This window comes from Nocardia sp. 348MFTsu5.1 (assembly GCF_000383535.1).
Classification (GTDB): Bacteria; Actinomycetota; Actinomycetes; order Mycobacteriales; family Mycobacteriaceae; genus Williamsia; species Williamsia faeni.
The window spans coordinates 232,500-255,358 of record NZ_KB911510.1 but is presented as its reverse complement, the minus strand read 5'-3'; the positions used below and the strand labels follow the sequence as shown (position 1 = coordinate 255,358).

Here is a 22,859-nt window from a genome sequence, read left to right as displayed (position 1 = left end):
TGCGCTGAAGATGTTCAGCTCATTTCGCGGGTCGCCGGGGTCCAGGGCAATGACCCGCGAGACCGGCCGACCGGTCAGCGACGTGGTGACGGACGCAGATCGGCGATGGCGGCGACGGCGCGTTGCAGGCTGAAGTCGGCGTCGGCAGCCTGGCCCTTGACGTCCCCGTTCAGCGTCGCGACCACAGACATCGCACGCGCGATCGACGGCGGATCCCACCCGATGGCCTGAGCCTGCACCCGCTTGGCCCGGCCCGGCGGCATCCCCAGCTCCGACACGATGGCTTGCGGATTGGGTTTGCCCATGCCGTACACCCGTGCGATCCCGTGGATGGATTCACCGAGCGCATCGGCCACGAGCACATGGGGAACACCGTGGTGGTGCGCCCACTGCAGGGCTTCGAGAGCTCCGGCCCGATCTCCGCCGACAGCGAGGTCGGCAACGTCGAATCCCTTGATCTCCGGACGCCCCGAGTAGTAACGGGTGACCGACTCGACGGTGACCTTGCCACCGGTGTCGGCAACGAGCTGCGCGCATGCCGCCGACAGGTCACGCAGATTGGCGCGGACCGATTCGACGAGTTTGTCGACAACGTTGCGGTTCGCTTTGACGCCGAGTCTTCCGAACTCCGCGCGCACAAACGTGCCCATCTCCCAGGGCGGCAACTTGACGCAATCGTGGACCTCGGCGCCCGATTTGCGCAGTGCCGCAACCATCGACTTCGCGCGGCCACCACCTGAATGGCAGATGACGAGTGTCACACCCTCCGGCGGATTCTCCGCCACCTCGGTGACCAGCTTCGCCGGTTCTTTTCCGGCCTCACCCGCTGCCTCCAGGACGATGATCCGGTCCTCGGCAAAGAGCGAAGGACTCAGCAGCTCAGCCAGTTCCGGTGCCGTCGCATCACCGGCCCGCAGTCGCGTGATCGGAATGTCGTCGGGGTTGTCGACCGCACCACGAACCTCGGCGATGACCGCGGACGTCGCGCGTTCGGCAAGAAATTCGTCATCACCGAGGATCAGGCGCACGCTGTTCACACTGTCATCGTGCCAGAGCACCGCGACACCTCCCGCGTCCCGGCTGTTCACCACAGCGTCAATGTCGCGAACGGGATGCGACTGAGCTTTTCGGCGACCCACACCATCCACCACAATTCCGGACCGGTGAATCGCGCGAGGAGCACCGCGACCGGCGGGCACACCAAGGCCGCCACGGATGCGCAGGTACCCAGAACCGTGATCGGTGCAATCACCAGCGCGATCACCAGATTCGCCACAATCGCCACCGTGCTGATCTGTCCGCTGATCATCAAGACGGTCGGTGTGGTCACTGCCTGCGCAACGACGGCCACGGCCAGCAGTTCGGCGACACCGCCCGGGACACGATGATTCCGAAGCCATTCCGCGACCACGGGCGCGATCACGATGAGCCCGGCAGTGGCCGTCACCGACAGGATGAATCCCGGCTGGACCGCAAAAGCCGGCCAGATCATCAACAGCGTCATGATCGCCGCACACAGCGCGGGCATGGCCTGCGACCGTCGACGGATCAACAGCGCCGACAATCCCACGCCACCCATCACCGCCGCCCGGACCACACTCGGACTCGGCCGGACCAGGATCACGAACACAACAATGGCGATCGCGGTGAGCGCGACCGCCGGCCGAGGTCCGGCACCGAGCCATCGGACCACCAACAGCAGTGCCCCGATGATGATCGCGAAGTTGGCACCGGACACCGCGGTCAGATGCGTCAGCCCACAGGTTCGGAAGTTGTCCTTCAGATCGTCGCTCAGTGCGGATGTGTCCCCCAGCACCAGTCCCGGCAACAGACCGGACTCCGGCTCCCCCAACGCCTGCGAGGACACCTGCCGAAACTGCGCCCGTACCGCGTCTGCCCATCGCTGATAGGCCGGTGGACCACGCACAACCTTCGGCGCGCTCGACGTGGTGAGGGTGGCAACGGTGAGATCGGGTCTGCGGGGTTCAGACACCGTGAACACCGCAGAGACCTGTTGCCCCGGAATCAATTCCAGCCACCCATCGACCGGGGCCAGCACAGTGGCTCCGGCTTTCGGAACCGCACTGCCTCGCACTCTCACCACGGAGACCGCCACCACGACGCGATCGGTGCGGGCAACGATCTTCGGGTCGTCAGAGATGCGGACCGTGACCGTGGCCTTACTCCGCTGAGCGCCTTCATCGGACAACGGGTTCGACGCGATGTGGTGCTGCCGCAAGACCATTGCCCACCCGAATCCGGCCAGGGTCCCCGACAGACCGATCAGTATCGGCAACAACATCATTCGTGACCGCCGTATCAACGCCACGATCAACAGCATGGTGCAGAGCGACGCCGTACCGGCGGCAGCACCGGTGACCGGGATCGAGCCGATCACACCCAGCATTGTGACGAGCCAACTTCCGACTGCCGCCGGCACCAACCGCAGGTCGAGCCGGGTGGGCTCGCGGCCGGTCACACCGTGACCTTGCCCCGGATCTTCTCCAGACGTCCCGGACCGATCCCGTCGACCTCGGCGAGCTGATCGACGGATGCAAAGTGCCCGTTGGCCTGCCGCCACGCGATGATGGCGGCGGCGGTCACCGGACCCACCCCGGGCAAGGTATCCAGTTCGGCGTCGGTGGCGGTATTGAGATTCACCAGTCCCCCGGCAGGTTCGGTTCCCGGCGCGGTTGATCCCTGGGGTGCAGCGCTGCCCGGAGTGGCACCGGCGCCGTCCACCGCGACCACCGCACTCCGCATCTGGACACCACCCGCCGGATCCGCGAAACCGACCAGGATCTGATCGCCATCGCGAAGTGGCCGAGCCATGTTCAACGACAACAGGTCTGCTCCGTTCTTTGCACCACCGGCTTTGTCGATGGCATCGGCCACCCGGGACTGCGGAGGCAGATGGACAAGACCGGGCCGGTGCACCAGACCCACCACACTCACCACGAGTTCGGCTGGGGGCTGGGCACTTTCAGGAGGTGCGGCACTCGCACTCGGTGCGGCCACGCCCGCGGTGGCGGGGAAGTTCACCGGCACCTGCGATCCGGTGTCACCACTGGCGAATGCCGTGTAGAGGGCGATGGCCGTGGCGCTGAGTCCCACCGCCACCAGGGCGATCGCCGCCGCGGGTGTCGATCGCCATCGCCGTCTCAGCGGCCCGTCGGCCTGCGGGTCCCCGGTGTCATCAGCCCAGCGAGGTCGATACCCGTCGTCGACGTCATCGGTCCCATCGGTGTCACCACCGCGACCATCGCGATCAGGCTCGGTTGATCGATTGCCGTGCAACCACTGCGCCGATCCCAACCAGTCCGGTGCGACCGGATCAGGCGCGGATTCTTGCGGCCACGGCGCATCGTCCGGTGCCGGTCCCGGCTGCGACCATTCGGACTGAGGCCATTCAGACCGAGTCGGTTCGGCCGACGCCGAGGGTGAACCTGTTACGGGTGCACCCGATCCCGCCAAGCGATCGAGATTGCTTCTCATGGCAGAACCGTAGAAAGCGAATCCGGCGATTCACCCGAACAGAGCGACCAGAGGTCCGAACCTGTGAGATCTGCAGCGAACTGTGGACAACGTCAGGTGAAATCAATCGGGTCGAGTGACGTTGTCACAGCGATGCCTACGGCTCCGGTCCCCACATGCCGCGACAACACCGGACCGAAATCGGACTGCACCAGCGAGGTGATCGTCAGTTTCGACTGCAGCGCGTCGATGATCTGCTCCGCGAGATCCGGTGCCTCGCAATGCTGTACGCCCAGTGTCACCGGTCGTTGATCGGCTATCTCGATGCCGGATTCGATGAGCTTGGCGATGGCCTTGGATGTGGTCCGTTGCTTGTCCTTCAGCGCCAACGTCCCGTCGACCACCCTCAGGATGGGCTTGATCGCCAGAGCGGACGCAAAGAACCTGGTGGCGACGCCGATCCGACCACTCGACCGCAGATTGTCCAGTTGCTGCACACACAGCAGACACTCCGTCGTCGATCCGACTCGGATCGCGGCTTCATAAACGCGGTCCATATCGGCCCCGGATTCCGCCTGCTGCGCCGCCGCCAGGGCAGCGAAGCCGACACCGAGCCCCACGGTCCGTGAGTCGACCACCCGGATATGACCCTGAAACTTCTCGGCCACCACTTGCGCAGTGCCCCAGGTCCCACTGAACCGCCGGGACAGATGTACTGCCACGACACCATCGCCCTCGCTCGCCTCGATGGCGCGCGCATACGCGGCCTCGAGGTCGGCGGGTGTCACACCCGACGTCGTGGTCTGCGAGTCGTTGTAGATCTCGGGGCCGATCTCGTCGACGTCCTCGCGCAGATCCAGATCCCCCGACAGGACATGGAGCGGCACCGAAATGATGTGGTACCGCTCGCGCAGCGCATCAGGCAGGCGCGCCGAGGAATCGGTCACGACGACAACGGTCACAGGGCCACGTTAGTCGTCGGGACGTCGGGAGTCGTGAGGACGTCGGACACCGCGGACCGGACGAGATCGGCCACCTCGCGATGACACCCGAAACCCCAGTGGATGCCATCCGGGTTGCCTTCACCACGATCAAAATGTGCGGCGGTCGGCGGCATGAGGTCGACGAGAGGCACCTGCGCCGACTCCGCCCACGTGGTCATCGCGGCCACCGTTTGTGGCCGGCCCTTGTGCACGTTGCCGTAGTACGGACTGCGATGTGTCGAGGGCAGGCAGGCCACCACCGGCAGGTCGGGGCGGATCGTGATCAGAGCCTCGTGGATCTTGCCGAGGTAGTCCGCGGTCAGTGCCGGCGGCAGTGCCAACGGCCACCCGGTGCGGGCCAGCCGCGGCTGAAGCCAGCCGTAGCCGTCGCGAACGTACTGACGCAGTCGCGGTGGCCGGACGTAGCGGATTTGCTCACGCAAGGCGGTCGGCAGTGGAGATGGCAGAGAATCCATCCCGCCGAACGCAAAAACGACCGCGCTCGCCCGTGGAACGGCAGCCCAGATGTTCGGATCCTGGGTCAGTGCCCACCAGACGTCGCGGCTGGTCCAGCCGATCCGCCCGAACAGCTCGAGCTCGAGCCCCAGCTCCTGCGCGGCGAGTGTCGGCCAGATCCGCGGATCGTTGGCTGGCAAGCCGCCCTTGGGGCCGTAATAGGACAAGGAGTCCGAGAGCACCAAGAGGCTGCCCCGCGTGGGCTGCGCGATGTCCTGGCTCATTGCACCGCGGGATCGGATACCTCGGCGGACGCGTTCCACACGTCGAGCCGCCAGGTGGTGTCGTTGTCTTCACCGTGTCCGCTGAGCTGCACCCAACTGGTGTTCGCCAGTCCGCCGAACAGCGGCCAGTGGCTGATGGGCAGACCCAGTAGCCCGGCGGTCAGGGCTGCGATCGCCCCACCGTGTGCCACCAGGACAACCGGTGCGTCAGGAGTGTCGCCGCGACCCCAATCACCAAGTCCGGCAACGAGTTCCTCCACCAGAGGCACGCTCCGGCGCGCCACGTCGACGCGACTCTCCCCACCCGGTGGCGTCCAGGTGGCATCGTCACGCCAGATCCGGCGGGCACCGGGGAGCTTCGCATCGACCTCCTGGTGGGTCAGTCCCTGCCAGTCGCCGAGATGGGTTTCGCGCAGCCGCTTGTCCAGGCCGACCTCGAGGCCGGCCTGGTCGGCCAGAGCAGCCGCGGTGTCCCGCGCGCGCCGCAGGTCCGAGGAGATGATCAGACGCGGTTCACGGGCGGCCAGCACCTTCGCCGCGGCAGCAGCCTGCCGGACGCCGAGTTCGGACAGATCGGTGTCGAGCTGACCCTGCATCCGGCTCGTCGCGTTGTATTCGGTCTGCCCATGCCGCAGCAGCACGAGCCGACGCACCACCGGCGTCATCCGCTCGACGCTGGAGTCGTGGCTGTCCGGACGCAACAACTCATTCATGGTCCGAGCTTTCGGTTTCTTCGTCACCGCCGGTCGCGATCACTGGGGTGTCAAGCCCGGGGATGTCGACCGTCGGGCAGTCCTTCCAGAGACGTTCGAGGGCATAGAACTCCCGCTCCTCTTCATGCAGTACGTGGATGACGACGTCGACGTAGTCGAGCAGTGTCCAGCGCCCCTCACGCGCACCTTCACGACGGACCGGCTTGTGGCCGGCTTCGCGCAATTTCTCCTCGACCTCGTCAACGATGGCGCTGACCTGTCGTTCGTTGTCGGCCGATGCGATGACAAAGCAGTCAGTGATGACCAGCTGCTCGGAAACATCGAGAACGATCACATTTGCGGCCAGTTTGTCGGCGGCCGCATGGGCGGCGACGGTGGCCATGGCGACCGCCTCGGGTGACGCTGTCACAGAGTGCCTTTCGATTGGTAGAGCTTTCTCTTACTGATGTACTGCACCACTCCGTCCGGTACCAGGTACCAGACCGGCCGTCCGGCCGCCGCACGCTTGCGGCAGTCGGTCGAGGAAATCGCCAACGCCGGTATCTCCATCAGATGGAGGGTATCGGGAGGAAGCTTCTGCAGATGCCTGTCCAGATGTGCGGCGCCGAGTTCGTAGCCGGGGCGTGACACCCCGACAAAGTTGGACAACTCGAACAGCACTTCCCAGTCCTGCCAGGACAAGATCGATGCCAGCGCGTCCGCACCGGTGATGAAGAACAATTCCGCATCCGGGTTCTGACGCTTGAGATCGCGCAGGGTATCGACCGTGTAGGTGTCGCCTTCACGGTCGATGTCGACCCTGCTGACCGAGAACCGCGGGTTGGACGCGGTGGCGATCACGGTCATCAGGTAGCGGTCTTCGGGCGGGCTGACCCCGGCGGCGACGTCCTGGAACTTCTGCCACGGCCGACCGGTGGGGACAAAGATGACCTCGTCGAGGCCATAACGGTCCGCGACCTCGCTCGCAGCGACCAGGTGGCCGTTGTGAACGGGGTCGAACGTGCCGCCCATGACACCGATCTTCCGACCGGTGGAGGCGCGGGAGATGGGTGTCGGATCGGGCATGAGGGTTGAGTCTACTGATCAGCTCATACGGGCAGGAGGTTGGCGATCACCTTGGCCAGTTGAGAGGCGTTTCGACATTCGTGCATGTCGATGACATCGGAGTAGGTTGCGGCGATCGAGTCGCCGGAATCCCAGTGGGTCGCGGCCTCCGGATTGAGCCAGTAGGCGTGGCGCGTGTGGTCGACCATCTTGGCCAGCGCGTCGAGTTTCGGGTCGCGATAGTTGTTGCGGCCGTCCCCCAGGATGAGCAACGCACCACGCCGTGTCAGCGCGTCCAGATACTCGCCGGCAAAGCCGTCGAACGCATGGCCGTAGTCGGAGTGACCGTCGCGCGTGATCAGACGGGCCGAGGCGATCATGTCGTGAATTGCCGCCGTGAAATCGAGGTCGGGGCCGTCGAAGAACTCGGTCACCTCGTCGACGGTGTCGACGAATGCAAAAACCCGGACCTTTGAAAACTGTTGCCGCAATGCGTAAACCAGTTGCAAGGTGAACTGTGAGAACCCGGCCACCGAGCCCGACACGTCGCAGAGCACCACCAGTTCGGGGCGTCCGACACGCGGCTTGCGGCGGACCAGATCGATCGGGACACCGCCGGTCGACATCGAGGCCCGCAACGTTTTGCGGACGTCGATGGCACCGCGATGAGCGCGCCGCCGGCGGATCTCCAGCCGGGATGCGAGGAGCCGGGCGAGCGGCGCGATGGTGCGTTTGACCTCGGCCATGTCGGCTGCCCCGGCGGACAGGAAGTTCACGCGTTCGGGAAGGTGCGGTACCGCGTACTGCGACACCCGTTCGCGTCCGTTGCGCTCGGCCATCCGGCGCTTGGTCTCGTTGTCGACCATCGTCCGGAACTGTTTCACCCGGTCGGCCGCCGCCTTCCGGAAGACCGGATCCCTGCCGTCGGCATCATTGCCGGCGCCGACGGCCATCGCCGCGGCGATCCGTGCGATCAATGTCTGCGGGTCGATCGCCGACATCGCCTGATAGGTGGAGTACGCCGAATCCCGGGTCGACTGGTATTTACCCATCTCGGCGACCACCATCGCCGCGAATCGGGCGAGCTCGGCCTCCGATTCCGGAGAATCCTCGGCCAGGAGTTGTGCGAGGCGGTCACGCACCGCCTCCCTGTCGATCTTGCCGTCCGCATCGAGGGCGAAGGCGTCGTCGAGGTCGCCGCTGCGGTCGCCCGCGCCCAGCGGGAACCACAGGTTGAAGACCGAGTCGAAGACCTTGCGGTGTCCGTTGTCGTGGAGCAGCGTGCAGGCCATCCCCTCGCGGAAGCTCTCGCGGTCGAGGAGGTCCAGCACTGCGGTCGCCTGACCCGCATCGATCAGGTTCGCCGGACCGACCACGATCCCGCGGGCCCGGAGGTCGTCGACGAACCCGGTGAGCTGGGTGATGAAGGGGGCAGTCACAGCGTGCTCAGCTCAGCTTCAGTTCCTTGAGGGCCGTGGCCACATCCGGACGGTGCTTGAGGACGACGCCCAGGGTCTTGGCGATGATCGCGTTGTCGATCTCCGACCCCGGCTTCTCGCCGACGCCCAGTGCGAGCAGGGTGTTGGCCCAGTCGATCGTCTCGGCCACCGACGGCTTCTTACGGATGTCGAGGGTGCGCAGGACGCCGATGATGCGGACCAGTTCCCTGGCGACGGACTCGGCGAGTTGGGGAACCCGGCTGGCCAGGATCTCACGCTCGCGCGCAGCATCCGGGAAGTCGATGTACAGGTACAGGCAGCGCCGCTTGAGGGCCTCGGACAGTTCGCGGGTCGCGTTGGACGTCAGCAGCACGATCGGTCGCCGTGCGGCGGTGACCGTGCCCATCTCCGGGATGGTGATCGCGAAGTCGCTGAGCACCTCGAGCAGCAGGCCTTCGATGTCGACGTCGGCCTTGTCGACCTCGTCGATCAGCAACACGGTCGGTCCGGTGTTGGAAATGGCCTTCAGCAGCGGTCGCGGGAGCAGGAACTCGTCCGAGAAGATGTCGGCCTTGGTCTCGTCCCAGCCGCGCTGACCGGTCGCCTGGATCGCCAGGATCTGCTTGGCGTGGTTCCACTCGTAGAGCGCGCGGGCTTCGTCGATGCCCTCGTAGCACTGCAGCCGGACGAGTTCGGCGTTGGTGGTCTGCGAGATCGCACGGGCCAGCTCGGTCTTACCGACACCGGCGGGTCCTTCGACGAGCAGCGGCTTGCCCAGCCGGTCGGCCAGGAACACCGACGTCGAGGTTGCTTCGTCGGCCAGGTACCCGACGCCGGCAAGCGTCTCGCGTACGCCGGGCACGTCGGTGAAACTGGGCTCTACGGCCATCGTGTTGCTCCTAAGAAGATGTGATTGGACCCGGACTGGCGTGTTGTCAGCGGGGCCGGATCTGTCCGTTGCCCCAGGCGATCCATTTGGTGGACGTCAGTTCGGGGAGTCCCATCGGCCCGCGCGCATGCAGCTTCTGGGTGGAGATACCGATCTCGGCTCCGAAACCGAACTGCTCGCCGTCGGTGAACGCCGTGGAGGCATTCACCATGACTGCCGCGGCATCGACCCGCTGGGTGAACTCGGTGGCCGCCGCGAGGTCGGCGGTGACGATCGCCTCGGTGTGGCTGGTGCCGTAGAGGTCGATGTGGTCGATCGCTTCATTGATGCCGGCGACGATCTTCACCGCGATGTCGAGCGTCAGATATTCGTCGGCCCAATCCTCTTCGGTGGCCGGGACCATGCCCGGCTCGTCGCCGTGTATGACGACACCGGCGCTCTGCAGCGCCTGGGTCAGTCGGGGCAAAGCGGTGTCGGCGATCGCCTGATCGATGAGGACGGTCTCGGCGGTGTTGCAGACGCTCGGCCGACGGGTCTTGGAGTTGAGGACCAGGACCTCGGCCATGTCGAGGTCCGCTGCCGAGTGAATGTAAATGTGGCAGTTGCCGGTTCCGGTTTCGATGGTCGGCACTGTCGCGTTCTCGACGACGGCCTTGATCAGACCGGCGCCGCCGCGAGGGATCACCACATCGACGAGCCCGCGGGCCCGGATCAGGTGGGTGACGCTGGACCGGTCCTCCGACGGCAGCAACTGCACCGCGTCGGCCGGGAGTCCGGCGGTGGTCAGCACCTCACGCAGGATCCGGACGAGTTCGGCATTGGAGCTCGCCGCCGACGACGAGCCACGCAGCAGCGCCACATTGCCCGACTTGAGGGCGATTCCGAAGGCGTCGACGGTGACGTTGGGGCGGGCTTCGTAGACCATGCCGACAACACCGAGCGGTACCCGCACCTGCCGCAGCTGCATGCCGTTGGGCAACGTCTTGCCGGCGATGACGTCGCCGATCGGGTCCGGGAGACCGGCGACCTGGCGCAGACCACTGGCGATGCCGTCGATCCGGTCGACCGTCAGTCGCAATCTGTCGATCAGACTGACCTCGGTTCCGGCGGCCTCGGCCCGCGCGACGTCTTCGGCATTGGCAGCGAGGATCGCATCGGACTGGGTGAGCAACGCCTCGGCGGCGTCGTTCAGAACCCGGTTCTTCTGGTCGGTGGTCAGGCCCGCCAGCACACGCGATGCGGCTTTTGCGGCGGTCGCCTGGGCGCGCACGATCTGTTCGACGTCGGCCGGAGTCGTGGTGGTGGCACTCATCTACCCAGAATAGGTGGTGATGAGATCGGCGTTCTCGCCGACCGACGCCCACCGCTCATCGCTCTTTGTCGAACGACCCGTGCCGGCCGGCTCCCCCGGCGAACCGGGTTGCCCCGTCGATCGTGTCGGCCGCCAGTGAGGTCAGGCCGTGGACGTATTCGTTGAGGATCGCGTCCTCCTCGTACAGCCCCTCCTGTTCGAGCACCGACAACCGGTCCTGCCGCATGCAGGTCTGCGGGAACGCGGCCAGTTCGTGCGCGAGCTGCTTGGCCGCCGGCACCGCTTCGCCCTGTGGCACGACCCGGTTGACCAGACCCATGTGTGCGGCCTCCTCCGCGGACACCGCGCGTCCGGTGAGGATCAGGTCCATGGCACGCGACGTCCCGATCAGTTGCGGCAATCGCACGGTGCCGCCATCGATGAGCGGTACGCCCCAGCGACGGCAGAACACCCCGAGAACGGCGTCCTCCTCCGCGATGCGGAGGTCCGCCCACAACGCGAGCTCGAGGCCGCCGGCCACCGCGTGGCCGCTGATGGCCGCGATCACGGGCTTGGACAACCGCATTCGGGTCGGACCCATTGGACCATCACCCTCACCCGATATCCGATTCACGTTGTGCCCGGACGCCACCGCCTTGAGATCGGCACCGGCACAGAATGTTCCACCCTCGCCATGCAAGATCGCAACAGAGGCGCCGGGATCGTCATCGAACGCGCGGAAGGCGTCGGCCAGCGCTTGCGCGGTCCGACCGTCGACAGCGTTGCGCACCTCCGGGCGGTTGATGCTGATCGTGGTGACCGGACCGTCCCGATCCACGTTCACCAAAGTCGGTGTCATCTGCGCCCCACCTCCCGGGTCGGCTGGTACCCCGAACCTAGCGCGCTGCACCATCTGCGGGCAGGCGTTTTCGTGCACTCGTTCGACCTCGTGCACCGATGCCCAGCAGGGACGTTCGGCTCATGACCGCCATGCGAGGGCCGCGGGCGAATCTCTGTGATGGTGCTGCCAACCCGTCCCGTGCCGAGAAACGCTAACGTGATTCGGACAGGTCTAACAGCAGGCGGAAGGTCACGATCATCAGCGGTTCCAACGATCCGACACCGCAACCCATATTGGCGCGGTTGCCGGAAGCAGCAATCTTCTTGGTTGCCACCGTCAACACAGACGCCGAAGAAGCGGTCTGGGACTTCCTTTCCGGTATCACCGGTCTCATCCGATCGGTCGCCTCACGGGTTCCCGATTCCCGGCTTCGCTGTGTTGTCGGCATCGGGTCGGATGTCTGGGACCGGTTGTTCACCGGACCACGTCCGGCACGCCTGGCGCCCTTCATCGCCCTGCAGGGAGCCGTCCACACCGCCCCCGCCACCGATGGCGATCTGCTCTTCCACATCCGGGCCCGGACCATGGACGCCTGTTTCGAGATGGCCACCCAGATCACCTACGCGCTGCAAGGTGCGGTGACGGTGGTCGATGAAGTCCACGGATTCCGGTTGTTCGACATGCGCTCGATGGTGGGATTCGTCGACGGCACCGAGAATCCGGCCGGGCCGGCAGCCGAGCGGGCCGTGACCGTGCGCGCGGACGATGATCCCGATTTTGCCGGTGGCAGCTACGTGCTGATCCAGAAGTATCTGCACAACATGACCGCATGGAACGCCGCCGGCACCGACGAACAGGAACGGGTCTTCGGACGGACCAAGTGGGACAACATCGAAATGGACGACGACACCAAGCCGTCCAATTCCCACACCGCGCTGACGGTCATCGAGGACGACAACGGTGAGCAAATCCAGATCATGCGCGACAACATGCCGTTCGGCCGGGTCGGCCAGGACGAGTTCGGGACCTACTTCCTCGGTTACTCGGCCGGACCCGAGGTCACTGATGAGATGTTGCGCAACATGTTCATCGGCAAACCCGAGGGCAACTACGACCGGCTCCTCGACTTTTCCACTGCTGTCACCGGCAGCCGATACTTCGCGCCCACCATCGATTTTCTCGACGATCCGCCGGCCTTGCCTGCCGTCGACAATGAAACGAACGAACCCGAAACGATCACCACCGACGTCGACCCCAGCATGGGATCACTTCGGATCGGCGACCTCTCCCGGCGCCGGCAGTTGACCACGGAGGAAAAATGAACAACCTGCACCGCGAACTCGCACCCATCTCGTCTGCAGCATGGGAGGCGATCGAGGAAGAGGCGACCCGTACGTTCAAGCGCAACAGCGCCGGTCGTCGACTGGTCGACGTCAACGGTCCGCACGGGTTGGAGCTCGCGGCGGTCACCACCGGTCGTCGCTTGCCGATCGACGCACCTCGTCCCGGCATCGAGGCCAGCGCCCGCACGTCGCAGCAGCTCGTGGAGTTCAAGGTTCCGTTCACAGTCAGCCGCCAGGCTGTCGACGACGTCGACCGCGGCGCACAGGACTCCGACTGGGATCCGGTCATCGAAGCTGCCCGCAGCCTCGCGCAGGCCGAGGACCGCGCCATCTTCGAAGGCTATGCGGCAGCCGGTATCTCAGGCATTCGCAGCCAGTCCCCCGGCGATCCGGTCAAGCTCCCGAGCGATGTCCGCGAATACCCCGAGGCGATCAGCCAGGCGCTGAGCCGTCTTCGCCTGTCGTCGGTGAACGGCCCCTACTCACTCGCATTGGGCGCCGACGTGTGGCTCAAGGTCAATGAGACCTCCAACCATGGCTATCCGATCATCCAGCACCTGCAGCGTCTGATCGACGGCGACATCGTGTGGGCTCCGGCAATCGACTCGGCCTTCCTGCTGAGCACCCGCGGCGGCGACTTCGATCTCACCATCGGACAAGACGTTTCGATCGGCTACGACTCCCACGACGCCACCGGCGTCAACCTGTACTTCCAGGAGTCCTTCACCTTCCTCGTCTACACCGGTGAAGCAGCGGTCCCCTTTGTGACCACCGGAGTCTGATCGGCACGCTCGCAGGCGATTTGGGCACGCTCGACGGTTATTTCGGCACGCTCAACGGAATCCGTTGACCGTGCCGAAAAGCCCGTTGAGTGTGCCTTAAATGCACGCACATCAGCAGCGACGCAAGGCCGACCGCAAGACCGGCACCGACGGGGCATCCAGGTAGAGCCCATAGGTACGCATCACCACCACGAATTGCGCCGCATACTGGCAATGAAATCCCTTGTTCGCCGGCATCCACTGCGACGGCTGTTTGTCGCTTTTGTCCTGGTTGGCATCGCCATCGACCGCTACGAGGTTCGCGGGATCGTTGGCAAAACGTTGCCGCACAGCAGGATTCCACAACCGCGCACCCATATCCCAGGCAAACGACAGCGGGACGATGTGGTCGATCTGGACTTTGGCACCGGTCCCCTGTCCGCGTCGAAAGGTGATCCAGGCACCGCTGTACGGGCTACGAAACTCACCTGTCGCCACTGCCCGGGCACAGCTGTCGACCGCTGCGAACGTCTTGTCTCGCAGGTCGCGATCGAGGATGTCGTTGCGGGTGTCACACCCGTTGCCCGAGCCGCCGGCGTCGGTGTCGTCGGTCCAGGCCGCACCGAATGCGCTGCGGTCATAGTCGGGCGGATCCGGCCGGGCGGCGAGCGCCGGAATGAGCGCCAGTTCACCGAGCAGCCGCTGCGCATCGGGTGAAATGTCGGGCGGACGGTTGATCGCGACGCCGACACCGGCCACCACCACAGCAGAGATTGCAAACGCGATCAGCCCGGCCCACACGCGAACCGGGAGCCGACCCCCGCTAGGACTTGTCCAGGAACGCCAACCGGACCGGCCCCAGGATCGAATCGACCAGTGCCGCCATCGGTTTGTGTTCCACCAGGGTGAGGTCGGCGCTGACGACCGCGTCGGCCATCGCCCTGGTGTCATCGATGAGGTCGGCGTCGGTGAGTAGCGAGAGGAACCGGAGCGAGGACGTCTCACCGGACTGGAGCGAGCCAAGCAGATCACCCTCCCTCCGCTGAGCCAGATCCACGAGCGACAATTCGAACCCGTCATTGGACGCAGCAACGGCCCGCAGCCGTTCCATCGCCGGAGACATATCCGCCGCTCCGCTCATCAGCAGGCACAGGCCAGGCAGCCCACCACGACCGACACGACCACGTAGCTGGTGCAGCTGGCTGACACCGAACCGCTCGGCATCGACGATCACCATCGTCGTGGCGTTCGGCACGTCGACACCGACCTCGATCACGGTGGTCGACACCAGGATGTCGATGTTGCCGGCGGTGAAATCGGCCATCACCTGAGCTTTGTCGTCGGCGTGAAGCCGCCCGTGCAGCAACTCGATTCGATGTTTGCCCAGCGGGCCCGTCGACAACGTCGTGAACATGTCGACCGCCGCGACGGCCGGCTCCCCGCCCGCCTCAGCAGACTTCTGCGCCGACTTCTGGCCGGCCGCAGTACCGTCGTCCCCGATCCGGGCACACACAACATAAACCTGCCGGCCGGCCTGTACTTCCTCGTCGACACGCTCCCAGGTGCGCTGCACCCAGGACGCCTTGCCCTTGGGCACCACGCTGGTGGTGATCGGCTGCCTACCCCGCGGCAGTTCCTTCAATGTCGACGTCTCCAGATCGCCGAAGACGGTCATAGCCACCGTGCGCGGAATCGGGGTCGCGGTCATGACCAGCAGATGCGGAACCACATCGTCGCGGCCCCGCGACCGGAGCGTATCCCGTTGTTCCACGCCGAATCTGTGCTGCTCGTCGACAACCACGAATCCGAGGTTGAAGAAGTCGACATGCTCCTGGAGCAGTGCATGCGTGCCGATCAGAATGCCCACCTGCCCGGTGACCGTCTCGAGAAGTGCGGTGCGCTTGGCCGCGGTCTTCATCGACCCGGTGATGAGTGCGATGCGGGTGGCACCCTCCTCCCCTTCGAGTTCACCCTCTTTGGCCAGCCCGCCGAGCATGGTCTGAAGTGTCCGGAAGTGCTGCGCGGCAAGTACTTCGGTGGGGGCGAGCAACGCACACTGATACCCGTTGTCGATGACGCGGAGCATACCGAGCAATGCCACCAGGGTCTTTCCCGATCCGACCTCACCTTGCAGTAGCCGGCTCATCGGCGCGACCTTGGTCAGTCCGGCCGATTCGGGACGCGCCATGTCCGCGGTGATCTCGTCGATGACTTCGTTCTGTCCGTCGGTGAGCGTGAACGGCAGACGCTCGGAGAACCGGTCTTCGAGACCACCGGCGACGTGCGGACAGGACGGTGCTTCGGCGCCCCGGTCGACATACCTGCGTTGTGCCAGCGCCAGCTGCAATGCCAGGGCCTCATCGAACTTCAGGCGCGTCGACGCCTGATCGATGTCGTATTGCCCCTCGGGAACGTGGATCTTGCGGATCGCGGCGTCGACGCCGATCAGACCCCGGGCCTCGCGCTCAGAGTCGGGCAGCGGATCCTCGATGGGATCAAGCCATCCCAGCACCGCCCGCACGCACTGCCAGATGGTCCAGGCCTGCAGCTTCGCGGTGGCCCGGTAAACGGGAATCACGTCGCGCACGAAATCTGAGAAATCGATTGTGCGGTCGGTGTTCTCACCGCTGCCACCGGCGTCCGTGGCCAACGCCTTTGCGATGCCCTGCATCAGAGCCGAGCCCACCGCGTCGTCCGCCTCGATCGACGTGCCGTCTTCCGGCAGCCTCAGCCAGTTGGGGTGTGTCAGTTGCATCTCGTTGTTGAAATACTTCACCTGACCGGCCATCATCACCCGAGAGCCCTTCGGGAGCTTCGAGGCAATCCACGGCGAATTGAAGAACGTCACCGAGATTCGGACATTCCCGTCGAAGACAACAACTTTCGTCAACTTGGTTCGCGAGTTCCGGGCTTGGACGGTCCTGCATTCCTCGACCCGGGCGACCACCGTCAGCCGTTCACCGGCTTCCGGTTTGCGTTCACCGGAGAGGTCGCCCTGCTTGACGTAGCGGTCCGGCACATACCGCAACAGTTCGCCGACGGTGTGCACGTTGATCTGCTCGGCAAGCAGATCCGCCGCCTTGGCTCCCAGAACCACATCGAGCGACTCAGACAATGCCACCACTGCTATTCGACTCCCACCTGAAGCAGTTCGCCCACCTGCCCACCCGGAAAACTCACGAACTCGACTCCGGGGTGCTGGGTGTTCACATGATGTTCGAGTTGCTCGAGCACCTCGGGCTCGAGGTTGCGCCCGGCGAGCACACTGACCATCTCACCACCGGTGCTGAGTAGCAGATCAACCAAACCTGCTGCCGCGCCGATGATCTCGGGATGGATCACGAGGACACCATCGCCGATGAGCCCCAAGTGATCACCGGGTTCGCAGGTACCGGCAAATGTCAGGGTTCGCTCGGTGGCCGTGACCACCGCACCGAACCGGGTGGCGGCAGCGGCATCGGCCATCGCGTACGCGTCGTCGTCGGGCAGTTCGCTGGGGTCGTGCACGGCCATCGCCGCCAGACTCTGCACCATCGAACCGCCGGGCAGGATCACCACTGAACGCTCGCGAGAACGTGCTGCCGCGGCGACAGCAACGAGGTCCGGGGCCGGCAACGCCCCGTTACCCATCAAGATCACATGTGCACTGTCGACATCGATGATCGCCTTGGCCAGCACCTCGGCATCCAGCTCGCCGCCCCCACCGGCATCGGCCCGGACCACCACCGCGCCTTCCTGCTCGAACAGCTCCGCGGCCTCGTCGCCGGTGACAACGGCAATCACCGCGCGCTTGCGACGCGGCGGGCGCGGGGCCTTGTCGCCTTGTCCCCGATACGAGTCGAGGAGAAAACAGCTGATCCTGATGTCGCTGACCCGGCCGAGCGCCACGCCGGCCTCGATCGCGGCGCCGGGCTCGCAGGTGTGGACGTGGATGGAAAAGCGTTCGCCGGCACCGTCATCCGCACTGTCCCCGACGATCACCACGGCATCGCCTAGTTCGCCGAGGTTGGTACGCAGCGTCGAGATCTGATCGGGGGCGGCACCGCCCAGCAGGTACATCACCTCGAAGTCCATCTCGTCATCGCCCTCGCACGGCTCACCGACCTGGTGCCCGATCCGATCCCCGCCACCGACCAACGCGCCCTGATACCGGCGGCGGCGAACCGAGACACCGGTCAGTACCTTCACGAGCTCATCGAAGATGACCAGCAATCCGCGGCCACCGGCATCCACGACACCGGCTTGGGCGAGGACGTCCAACTGCGACTGTGTGAGTTCGAGGTCGTCGGCACAACCGTCGGCGATGGCGCGGGCCAGGTCGGCCGGGGTGGCTTCGGCGTGGCCGGCGGCGTTCTCCGCGGAGCGCCGCAGCAGGGTCAGGACCGTTCCCTCCCGTGGTTCACTGACCGCCCTGGTCGCGGCGAGCGATGCCAGGCGGAGCCCGGCAACCCAGAGGCTGTTGAAGGAGACGCGGCGTTCGACGGCATTGATCTCGGCGGCATCGGCCAGGCCGACCAGGACCTGCGACAGGATGATCCCGGAGTTTCCGCGGGCCTTGGCCACAGCACCCTCGGCCATCGCCCGGGCGACCGTCGGGGTGTCGGCCTCGTCGTCGAGAGCATCGACGGCCTGCGCGGCGGACCTCATGGTGTGCAGCATGTTGCTGCCGGTGTCGGAGTCGGGGATCGGGAAGACGTTCAGATCGTTGATCTCGGCGCGCACCGCATCGAGGCTGGTGACGGCGCCATGGATCCAGTCCCGCAACACACCAGGGTCCATCGCAGGTGCCCCGACCTGATCCACCACGTGCCGCACCTCCTTCTTGTGGTCTGACCCACAGAGTAATCTGAGGGACCGTCAGTACTGCTCTCGACCAGTTTCCTGGGGGCCGTTCGCGACCATCTGGCCAGGCGTTTCCACCGCATTTGGATCGCAGGTGTGCCAACGGCTATCCTTGCAGGGTTGCCCATTGGGCGCTGACATCCATGTCGGCACCACTGGGCCGATGACCACCTAATTTTCTCATGAAGGAGTTCGACGATGGCTGCCGTCTGCGACGTATGCGCCAAGGGCCCCGGCTTCGGTAAGTCGGTCTCGCACTCACACCGGCGTACAAACCGGCGCTGGAACCCGAATATCCAGTCCGTGCGTGCGCAGGTCGCCCCCGGAAACCGCAAGCGCATCAACGTTTGCACCTCCTGCCTGAAGGCCGGCAAAGTCGTTCGGGGCTGAGTGTGACCGAGTTGCGGTCCACTCCGACCGATTCCGACTCAGTTCAACTCGTCGATGGTGTGCTCCGCATCGCCGTCGCCTCAGACAAGGCCGGTAACTCGCTTGACCGGGCCTACTTCGATCGTGGTGCTGTTGCACTGCGTCAGTTGGCTCGCGGCGAGATCAAGGCGGGTGCGGTGCTGCTCGTCGGTACCGGAGCGAATTTCTGTGCGGGCGGCAACGTCCGTGACTTCGCTTCCGCCGACGATCGTGCCGAGTTCCTGGCCGGACTGGCCGGAGACTTCCACGACTTCATCCGTGCACTGACTGCTGCGAACGTACCGATCGTCGCCGCTGTGCACGGCTGGGCCGCGGGCGCCGGAATGAGCATCGTCACACACTGTGACGTTGCGATCGCCGGTACCTCGACGAAGCTCCGTCCGGCATATCTCGGCATCGGACTGTCCCCCGACGGCGGCCTCACCTGGTCGCTGCCGCGGGTCATCGGTGCCGCGCGTGCTCGCGACATCATCTTGACCAACCGCGCGGTGGACGCCGCCGAGGGCCTCGACCTCGGTCTGTTCTCGCGTGTGGTCGAAGACGATCAGGTGCTGGTCACCGCCGAGGCTGCGGCAGCTTCGATCGCGGCCGGCCCGTGGCGCACGCTCGCGGCCACCCGCAAGCTCCTGACTGCATCGGCCACCCGCTCGCTCACCGAGCAGCTGGACGCCGAAGCCGAGTCGATCGCCGCACTGTCCGCGCTTCCGGACGGCATCGAGGGTGTCAACGCGTTTGTCGGCAAGACCAAGCCCGACTACGCGTCTGTGAACGCACAAAGCTGACCCCTCGTGAACTGACGAGCTGTTCAAACCAAAAAATGGCCACCCGCGACGACGGGTGGCCATTTTTGAATTCAAGGCACGGTCAGGGCAGGCGCCAATCGACTTCGCCTGCACCCTGTTCCACCAATGCCGCATTGGCCCGCGAGAAGGGTTTGGAACCGAAGAATCCCCGACGGGCCGACAGCGGCGACGGGTGCGGCGACACGATGGTGGTGACACCGGGCAGCCATGGCTGCAGCGACGCGGCATCCTTACCCCACAAGATGGCGACCAACGGCTGGTCCCGCGCAGCCAGCGCCTTGATGGCGCACTCGGTGACCGATTCCCAGCCCTTGCCCCGATGACTTCCCGCGGCCCCCGGTGCGACGGTGAGCACCCTGTTGAGAAGCAGGACGCCCTGCTTCGCCCACGGTGTCAGGTCGCCGTTCGACGGCCGCTCGAATCCGAGGTCGTCGCAGTACTCGGTGTAGATATTGCCCAGGCTCCGTGGCACCGGTCTCACATCGGCAGCCACCGAAAAGCTCAGGCCGACAGCGTGACCGGGCGTCGGGTAGGGATCCTGCCCGACGATCAGAACCCGAACGTCGTCGAACGGATTCGTGAAGGCGCGCAACACATGTACGCCCTCGGGCAGGTAGCTGCGGCCATCGGCGAGCTCGCCCCGGAGGAATACGCCCATCCGGGTGACATCGTCGGCGACCGGTGCAAGCGCATCGGCCCAGCCCGGATCGACCAGGGCCGACAGTGGTTGTGCGTCAGGCAATTCGGATCCCCCTGCCGCTGGTTGCGCAGCGAATGGCACTAGTCGAGCCGGCGGAGTGCCGTGCGGTAGTACGCCGCGTTCGCCGCGTAGTTCTCGACGCTCATCTCGATGTGTCCCTCGGCGACCTCGTAGCCTTCACGGATCTTCGCCGGAACACCCAGCGCCATCGACCGTTCGGGAAGTTCGAAGCCGTAGGCGACCACCGCACCGGCGCCGACGATCGACCCCGCGCCGATACGAGAACCGTTGAGCACCACAGAACCTGATGCGATCAGAACGCTGTCGCCGATGGTCGCGCCCTCGATGTGGGCGTTGTGCCCGACCACACAACCCGCACCGATCACCGTCGGATGCACAGGTGTGCAGTGGATGACGGTGCCGTCCTGGATGTTCGTCTTCTCACCGATGTGGATCGTCCCGTAGTCACCGCGGAGCACGGCCCCGGGCCACACAGAAGCTCCGGCCCCCAGTGTCACAGCGCCGATCACCACCGCATCGGGGTGTACATATGCACCTTCGCCAAGTTGGGGTTCGCGGTCACCGAGTGCGTAAACAGCCATACACGTCACAGTATCGGTAGCCGCGATCGAACAGCGCACCCGTCAGAAGGTGTGCCATCCGGCTTCGGGGTCGGCATCCATGCCGCTGATGGTGACGGGTGGATCTGCCGGCCCGGCATGCACCGATCCGATCGCCGTCCACCCGGCCGGAAGGTCGCCAGGAGCGAAGGTGGCCAGCAACTCGTGATCTTCGCCGCCGGCTGTTGTCCAGACATTCATGTCGACACCGAGCCTGGCTGCGGCAGCGGGCAATTCGGACACCACCGGGATCGCGGCGACGTCGATCTCGATCCTCAACCCGCTCGCCCGGGACATCGTGTGGAGCTCTCGCACCAATCCGTCGGAGATGTCGGTCATCGAATGAACACCTGACTCGGCGGCTGCCACGCCCAGCTCCAGGTGCGGCTCCGGCGCACAATGTGCCTGCACCAGAGCGGCGAAGTCGCTGATGCCGGCCGACAGCAGATCCATACCGGCGGCCGATGAGCCGAGGGGGCCCGAGACCGCGACGACGTCACCGACCTGCGCGGCCGACAGACGCACCGGTTTACGCGTGTCCATGGCGCCGATCGCCGTCACCGCGAGCACCAGTTGATCGCCTGCGGTCAGATCGCCGCCGACAACATTCGCCCCATATCGACGGGCGGCCTCCCGCATGCCATCGCGCAAACCCACCAGGGTGGTGACCGGGATGTCCTTCGGACAGGTCACGGAGGCAAGAAATCCGGTGACCCGCCCGCCCATGGAGACGACGTCGGCCGCATTCGCGACCACCGCCTTGAACCCGATCTGATGCGGGCTGCTCCAGTCCAGGCGAAAGTGCCGGCCGTCGACGAGTGCGTCGGTGCTGACCACCACGGGTCCGCCGCCGACCAACACGGCAGCGTCGTCGCCGGGGCCGACCAGCACCACATGATCCCCCCGCGAATCTTCGTCGGGGGTGGTGAACAGATCGATCAGCACTTGCTCGCCGACCTCACTGACCGTGGGAACCGGATCGGTGGACAGCGTTCTCACCGCGCCTTTCGTTTTCATGTGGGCTCGCTTGATTGGGCACTCGGCACCGTTGTCGGTGACAATATGTGCCAGTCTATTTGGGTCAGCCACCGGCTGATCGTCGTCGTGAACGAAAGGAACACCGTGGTTCAGGCTTACATACTGATCCAGACCGAGGTCGGTAAGGCTGCCGTAGCGGCAGCAACGATCTCGGAAATTGCCGGTGTTGCCTCGTCCGAGGAGGTCAGCGGTCCCTACGACGTCATCGTGCGGGTCGACGCGACCAACGCAGCGCACCTCACCGAGGATGTTGTTCCGAAGATTCAGCAGGTGGATGGGATCACTCGAACCCTGACATGCCCGGTCGTGACGGGCATCCCGAGGCAGGTGTGAGCGAGGCGGCCCCGAGCCGGCTCAGCCCGGCGATCATTGCGACCATCATCACGATCCCGGTGATGGTGATCGTGGCCTTCATCACCTATGCGGTCATCAAGACCGATGACAAAACGTCCGCGGACACGCCTTTGAAGGCGATGTCGGCTCCAGAGAGTTCATCGCCGGACTGCGCCGCCCTGATCGCCGCGCTACCCGAGACCTTCGACGGATTCGGCAAGAAGACGACGTCCGACGACGGCATGGTCAGCTGGCCGCCCGGGAATCAGGTGCCCGGACCCGTCCAGCTGCGGTGCGGCGTCGAACGACCCGAATCCCTCTCCCCCACCTCGGGCCTGCAGGTGGTCGATCCCGTCCAGTGGTTCCTGGTGCCGGCGACCACCGAGGACCCGGGCTTCCTCTGGTACGCCGTCGACCACCGACCCTATGTGGCGATCTGGCTTCCCGAAAACGTGGGCAACGGGCCGATCCAACAGATTTCGCAACTGATCGACGAACACCTGCCCACGGCCCCGATCGATCTGGGCAACTAGCAATCCGGGCGGAAGGCGGCGGTGCCGGCCACTCCGGCTCGGC

Annotated in this window: 23 protein-coding genes and 1 pseudogene; 6 read left to right on the top strand and 18 right to left on the bottom strand. The window is 65.4% G+C overall.

All coding sequences use genetic code 11. The annotated features are described in order from the left end of the window. Nucleotides 1–74: 74 nt before the first annotated feature. The 12 genes and pseudogenes from holA to H290_RS0104455 form a co-directional block, all read right to left on the bottom strand. A complete protein-coding gene (gene holA, locus H290_RS0104510; RefSeq protein ID WP_028462781.1) occupies nucleotides 75–1,058 on the bottom strand; it encodes a DNA polymerase III subunit delta in 984 nt (327 codons plus the stop codon). 26 nt (nucleotides 1,059–1,084) lie between these two features. Further along, nucleotides 1,085–2,479 carry a ComEC/Rec2 family competence protein gene (locus H290_RS0104505; RefSeq protein ID WP_020105575.1) on the bottom strand — a complete coding sequence of 465 codons (1,395 nt, stop codon included), beginning with the start codon at nucleotides 2,477–2,479 and terminating at the stop codon, nucleotides 1,085–1,087. Then, nucleotides 2,476–3,495, bottom strand: a complete 1,020-nt coding sequence (locus H290_RS27790) for a ComEA family DNA-binding protein (protein ID WP_020105574.1) — start codon at nucleotides 3,493–3,495, stop codon at nucleotides 2,476–2,478. Before H290_RS27790 ends, H290_RS0104505 begins: the two co-directional genes overlap by 4 nt. 92 nt (nucleotides 3,496–3,587) lie before the next feature. Further along, nucleotides 3,588–4,436, bottom strand: coding sequence for a DegV family protein (locus tag H290_RS0104495; protein WP_020105573.1), 849 nt, complete (start codon nucleotides 4,434–4,436; stop codon nucleotides 3,588–3,590). Continuing rightward, nucleotides 4,433–5,197: a diglucosylglycerate octanoyltransferase gene (octT, locus tag H290_RS0104490; protein WP_020105572.1), complete on the bottom strand. Its 765-nt coding sequence runs from the start codon at nucleotides 5,195–5,197 to the stop codon at nucleotides 4,433–4,435. The genes H290_RS0104495 and octT overlap by 4 nt, the downstream gene beginning before the upstream one ends. Further along, nucleotides 5,194–5,910, bottom strand: coding sequence for a histidine phosphatase family protein (locus H290_RS0104485; protein ID WP_020105571.1), 717 nt, complete (start codon nucleotides 5,908–5,910; stop codon nucleotides 5,194–5,196). The genes octT and H290_RS0104485 overlap by 4 nt, the downstream gene beginning before the upstream one ends. After that, nucleotides 5,903–6,319 (bottom strand): ribosome silencing factor, encoded by a 417-nt coding sequence (rsfS, locus tag H290_RS0104480; protein ID WP_020105570.1) that lies wholly within the window; start codon nucleotides 6,317–6,319, stop codon nucleotides 5,903–5,905. The genes H290_RS0104485 and rsfS overlap by 8 nt, the downstream gene beginning before the upstream one ends. A gap of 11 nt (nucleotides 6,320–6,330) precedes the next feature. Beyond that, nucleotides 6,331–6,975: pseudogene (gene nadD / locus H290_RS0104475) on the bottom strand (nicotinate-nucleotide adenylyltransferase); the annotation flags it as partial. A 23-nt stretch (nucleotides 6,976–6,998) separates the two neighbouring features. After that, nucleotides 6,999–8,393, bottom strand: coding sequence for a VWA domain-containing protein (locus tag H290_RS0104470; protein WP_020105568.1), 1,395 nt, complete (start codon nucleotides 8,391–8,393; stop codon nucleotides 6,999–7,001). A gap of 7 nt (nucleotides 8,394–8,400) precedes the next feature. Further along, nucleotides 8,401–9,282: a MoxR family ATPase gene (locus H290_RS0104465; RefSeq protein ID WP_028462778.1), complete on the bottom strand. Its 882-nt coding sequence runs from the start codon at nucleotides 9,280–9,282 to the stop codon at nucleotides 8,401–8,403. 46 nt (nucleotides 9,283–9,328) lie between these two features. After that, the gene (locus tag H290_RS0104460) at nucleotides 9,329–10,594 is read right to left on the bottom strand and encodes a glutamate-5-semialdehyde dehydrogenase (RefSeq protein ID WP_020105566.1); all 1,266 of its coding nucleotides are present in this window, start codon (nucleotides 10,592–10,594) and stop codon (nucleotides 9,329–9,331) included. Nucleotides 10,595–10,649: 55 nt separating this feature from the next. Further along, nucleotides 10,650–11,432: a crotonase/enoyl-CoA hydratase family protein gene (locus H290_RS0104455; protein WP_020105565.1), complete on the bottom strand. Its 783-nt coding sequence runs from the start codon at nucleotides 11,430–11,432 to the stop codon at nucleotides 10,650–10,652. Nucleotides 11,433–11,707: 275 nt separating this feature from the next. Here H290_RS0104455 and H290_RS0104445 point away from each other — a divergent pair, with 275 nt between their 5' ends. Both H290_RS0104445 and H290_RS0104440 read left to right on the top strand, forming a co-directional pair. Then, nucleotides 11,708–12,736: a Dyp-type peroxidase gene (locus H290_RS0104445; protein WP_020105564.1), complete on the top strand. Its 1,029-nt coding sequence runs from the start codon at nucleotides 11,708–11,710 to the stop codon at nucleotides 12,734–12,736. Then, entirely contained in the window at nucleotides 12,733–13,539 is an 807-nt protein-coding gene (locus H290_RS0104440) for a family 1 encapsulin nanocompartment shell protein (RefSeq protein ID WP_020105563.1), read from the top strand. The genes H290_RS0104445 and H290_RS0104440 overlap by 4 nt, the downstream gene beginning before the upstream one ends. A 111-nt stretch (nucleotides 13,540–13,650) precedes the next feature. On the opposite strand, the gene H290_RS0104435 is transcribed toward H290_RS0104440, so the two are convergent. The 3 genes from H290_RS0104435 to H290_RS0104425 are packed head-to-tail and all read right to left on the bottom strand — an operon-like array spanning nucleotide 13,651 to nucleotide 18,297. Next, a complete protein-coding gene (locus H290_RS0104435; RefSeq protein ID WP_020105562.1) occupies nucleotides 13,651–14,319 on the bottom strand; it encodes an HNH endonuclease family protein in 669 nt (222 codons plus the stop codon). Between the two features lie 22 nt (nucleotides 14,320–14,341). Continuing rightward, nucleotides 14,342–16,648: an ATP-dependent DNA helicase RecG gene (gene recG / locus H290_RS0104430; protein ID WP_155976687.1), complete on the bottom strand. Its 2,307-nt coding sequence runs from the start codon at nucleotides 16,646–16,648 to the stop codon at nucleotides 14,342–14,344. Continuing rightward, the gene (locus tag H290_RS0104425; RefSeq protein ID WP_036518156.1) at nucleotides 16,645–18,297 is read right to left on the bottom strand and encodes a DAK2 domain-containing protein; all 1,653 of its coding nucleotides are present in this window, start codon (nucleotides 18,295–18,297) and stop codon (nucleotides 16,645–16,647) included. The genes recG and H290_RS0104425 overlap by 4 nt, the downstream gene beginning before the upstream one ends. 261 nt (nucleotides 18,298–18,558) lie before the next feature. Here H290_RS0104425 and rpmB point away from each other — a divergent pair, with 261 nt between their 5' ends. Both rpmB and H290_RS0104420 read left to right on the top strand, forming a co-directional pair. Further along, nucleotides 18,559–18,750 carry a 50S ribosomal protein L28 gene (gene rpmB, locus H290_RS27785; protein WP_036517975.1) on the top strand — a complete coding sequence of 64 codons (192 nt, stop codon included), beginning with the start codon at nucleotides 18,559–18,561 and terminating at the stop codon, nucleotides 18,748–18,750. Nucleotides 18,751–18,752: 2 nt separating this feature from the next. Continuing rightward, the gene (locus H290_RS0104420; protein WP_020105559.1) at nucleotides 18,753–19,571 is read left to right on the top strand and encodes an enoyl-CoA hydratase/isomerase family protein; all 819 of its coding nucleotides are present in this window, start codon (nucleotides 18,753–18,755) and stop codon (nucleotides 19,569–19,571) included. 82 nt (nucleotides 19,572–19,653) lie between these two features. Here H290_RS0104420 and H290_RS0104415 read toward each other — a convergent pair whose 3' ends face one another. The 3 genes from H290_RS0104415 to H290_RS0104405 are packed head-to-tail and all read right to left on the bottom strand — an operon-like array spanning nucleotide 19,654 to nucleotide 21,929. Further along, entirely contained in the window at nucleotides 19,654–20,334 is a 681-nt protein-coding gene (locus H290_RS0104415) for a uracil-DNA glycosylase (RefSeq protein ID WP_028462775.1), read from the bottom strand. 38 nt (nucleotides 20,335–20,372) lie between these two features. Beyond that, nucleotides 20,373–20,894, bottom strand: a complete 522-nt coding sequence (locus H290_RS0104410; RefSeq protein ID WP_020105557.1) for a gamma carbonic anhydrase family protein — start codon at nucleotides 20,892–20,894, stop codon at nucleotides 20,373–20,375. 42 nt (nucleotides 20,895–20,936) lie between these two features. After that, nucleotides 20,937–21,929, bottom strand: a complete 993-nt coding sequence (locus tag H290_RS0104405) for a thiamine-phosphate kinase (protein ID WP_020105556.1) — start codon at nucleotides 21,927–21,929, stop codon at nucleotides 20,937–20,939. Nucleotides 21,930–22,034: 105 nt separating this feature from the next. Between H290_RS0104405 and H290_RS0104400 the strand changes: the two genes are divergently transcribed. Both H290_RS0104400 and H290_RS0104395 read left to right on the top strand, forming a co-directional pair. Beyond that, on the top strand, nucleotides 22,035–22,283 hold the full coding sequence (locus tag H290_RS0104400; RefSeq protein WP_028462773.1) for an Lrp/AsnC ligand binding domain-containing protein: 249 nt from the start codon (nucleotides 22,035–22,037) through the stop codon (nucleotides 22,281–22,283). After that, nucleotides 22,280–22,816 (top strand): DUF3515 domain-containing protein, encoded by a 537-nt coding sequence (locus H290_RS0104395; RefSeq protein WP_196809497.1) that lies wholly within the window; start codon nucleotides 22,280–22,282, stop codon nucleotides 22,814–22,816. Before H290_RS0104400 ends, H290_RS0104395 begins: the two co-directional genes overlap by 4 nt. Nucleotides 22,817–22,859: the final 43 nt, after the last annotated feature.

What these genes read in the sequence shown, in the direction of transcription:
- H290_RS0104440 (WP_020105563.1), top strand. Translation starts at nt 12,733, where the DNA reads ATGAACAACCTGCACCGCGAACTCGCACCCATCTCGTCTGCAGCATGG.
- H290_RS0104405 (WP_020105556.1), bottom strand. Translation starts at nt 21,929, where the DNA reads ATGAAAACGAAAGGCGCGGTGAGAACGCTGTCCACCGATCCGGTTCCC.
- rpmB (WP_036517975.1), top strand. Translation starts at nt 18,559, where the DNA reads ATGGCTGCCGTCTGCGACGTATGCGCCAAGGGCCCCGGCTTCGGTAAG.
- H290_RS0104410 (WP_020105557.1), bottom strand. Translation starts at nt 20,894, where the DNA reads ATGGCTGTTTACGCACTCGGTGACCGCGAACCCCAACTTGGCGAAGGT.
- H290_RS27790 (WP_020105574.1), bottom strand. Translation starts at nt 3,495, where the DNA reads ATGAGAAGCAATCTCGATCGCTTGGCGGGATCGGGTGCACCCGTAACA.
- H290_RS0104425 (WP_036518156.1), bottom strand. Translation starts at nt 18,297, where the DNA reads ATGGACCCTGGTGTGTTGCGGGACTGGATCCATGGCGCCGTCACCAGC.
- H290_RS0104455 (WP_020105565.1), bottom strand. Translation starts at nt 11,432, where the DNA reads ATGACACCGACTTTGGTGAACGTGGATCGGGACGGTCCGGTCACCACG.
- H290_RS0104465 (WP_028462778.1), bottom strand. Translation starts at nt 9,282, where the DNA reads ATGGCCGTAGAGCCCAGTTTCACCGACGTGCCCGGCGTACGCGAGACG.
- octT (WP_020105572.1), bottom strand. Translation starts at nt 5,197, where the DNA reads ATGAGCCAGGACATCGCGCAGCCCACGCGGGGCAGCCTCTTGGTGCTC.
- H290_RS0104485 (WP_020105571.1), bottom strand. Translation starts at nt 5,910, where the DNA reads ATGAATGAGTTGTTGCGTCCGGACAGCCACGACTCCAGCGTCGAGCGG.
- H290_RS0104460 (WP_020105566.1), bottom strand. Translation starts at nt 10,594, where the DNA reads ATGAGTGCCACCACCACGACTCCGGCCGACGTCGAACAGATCGTGCGC.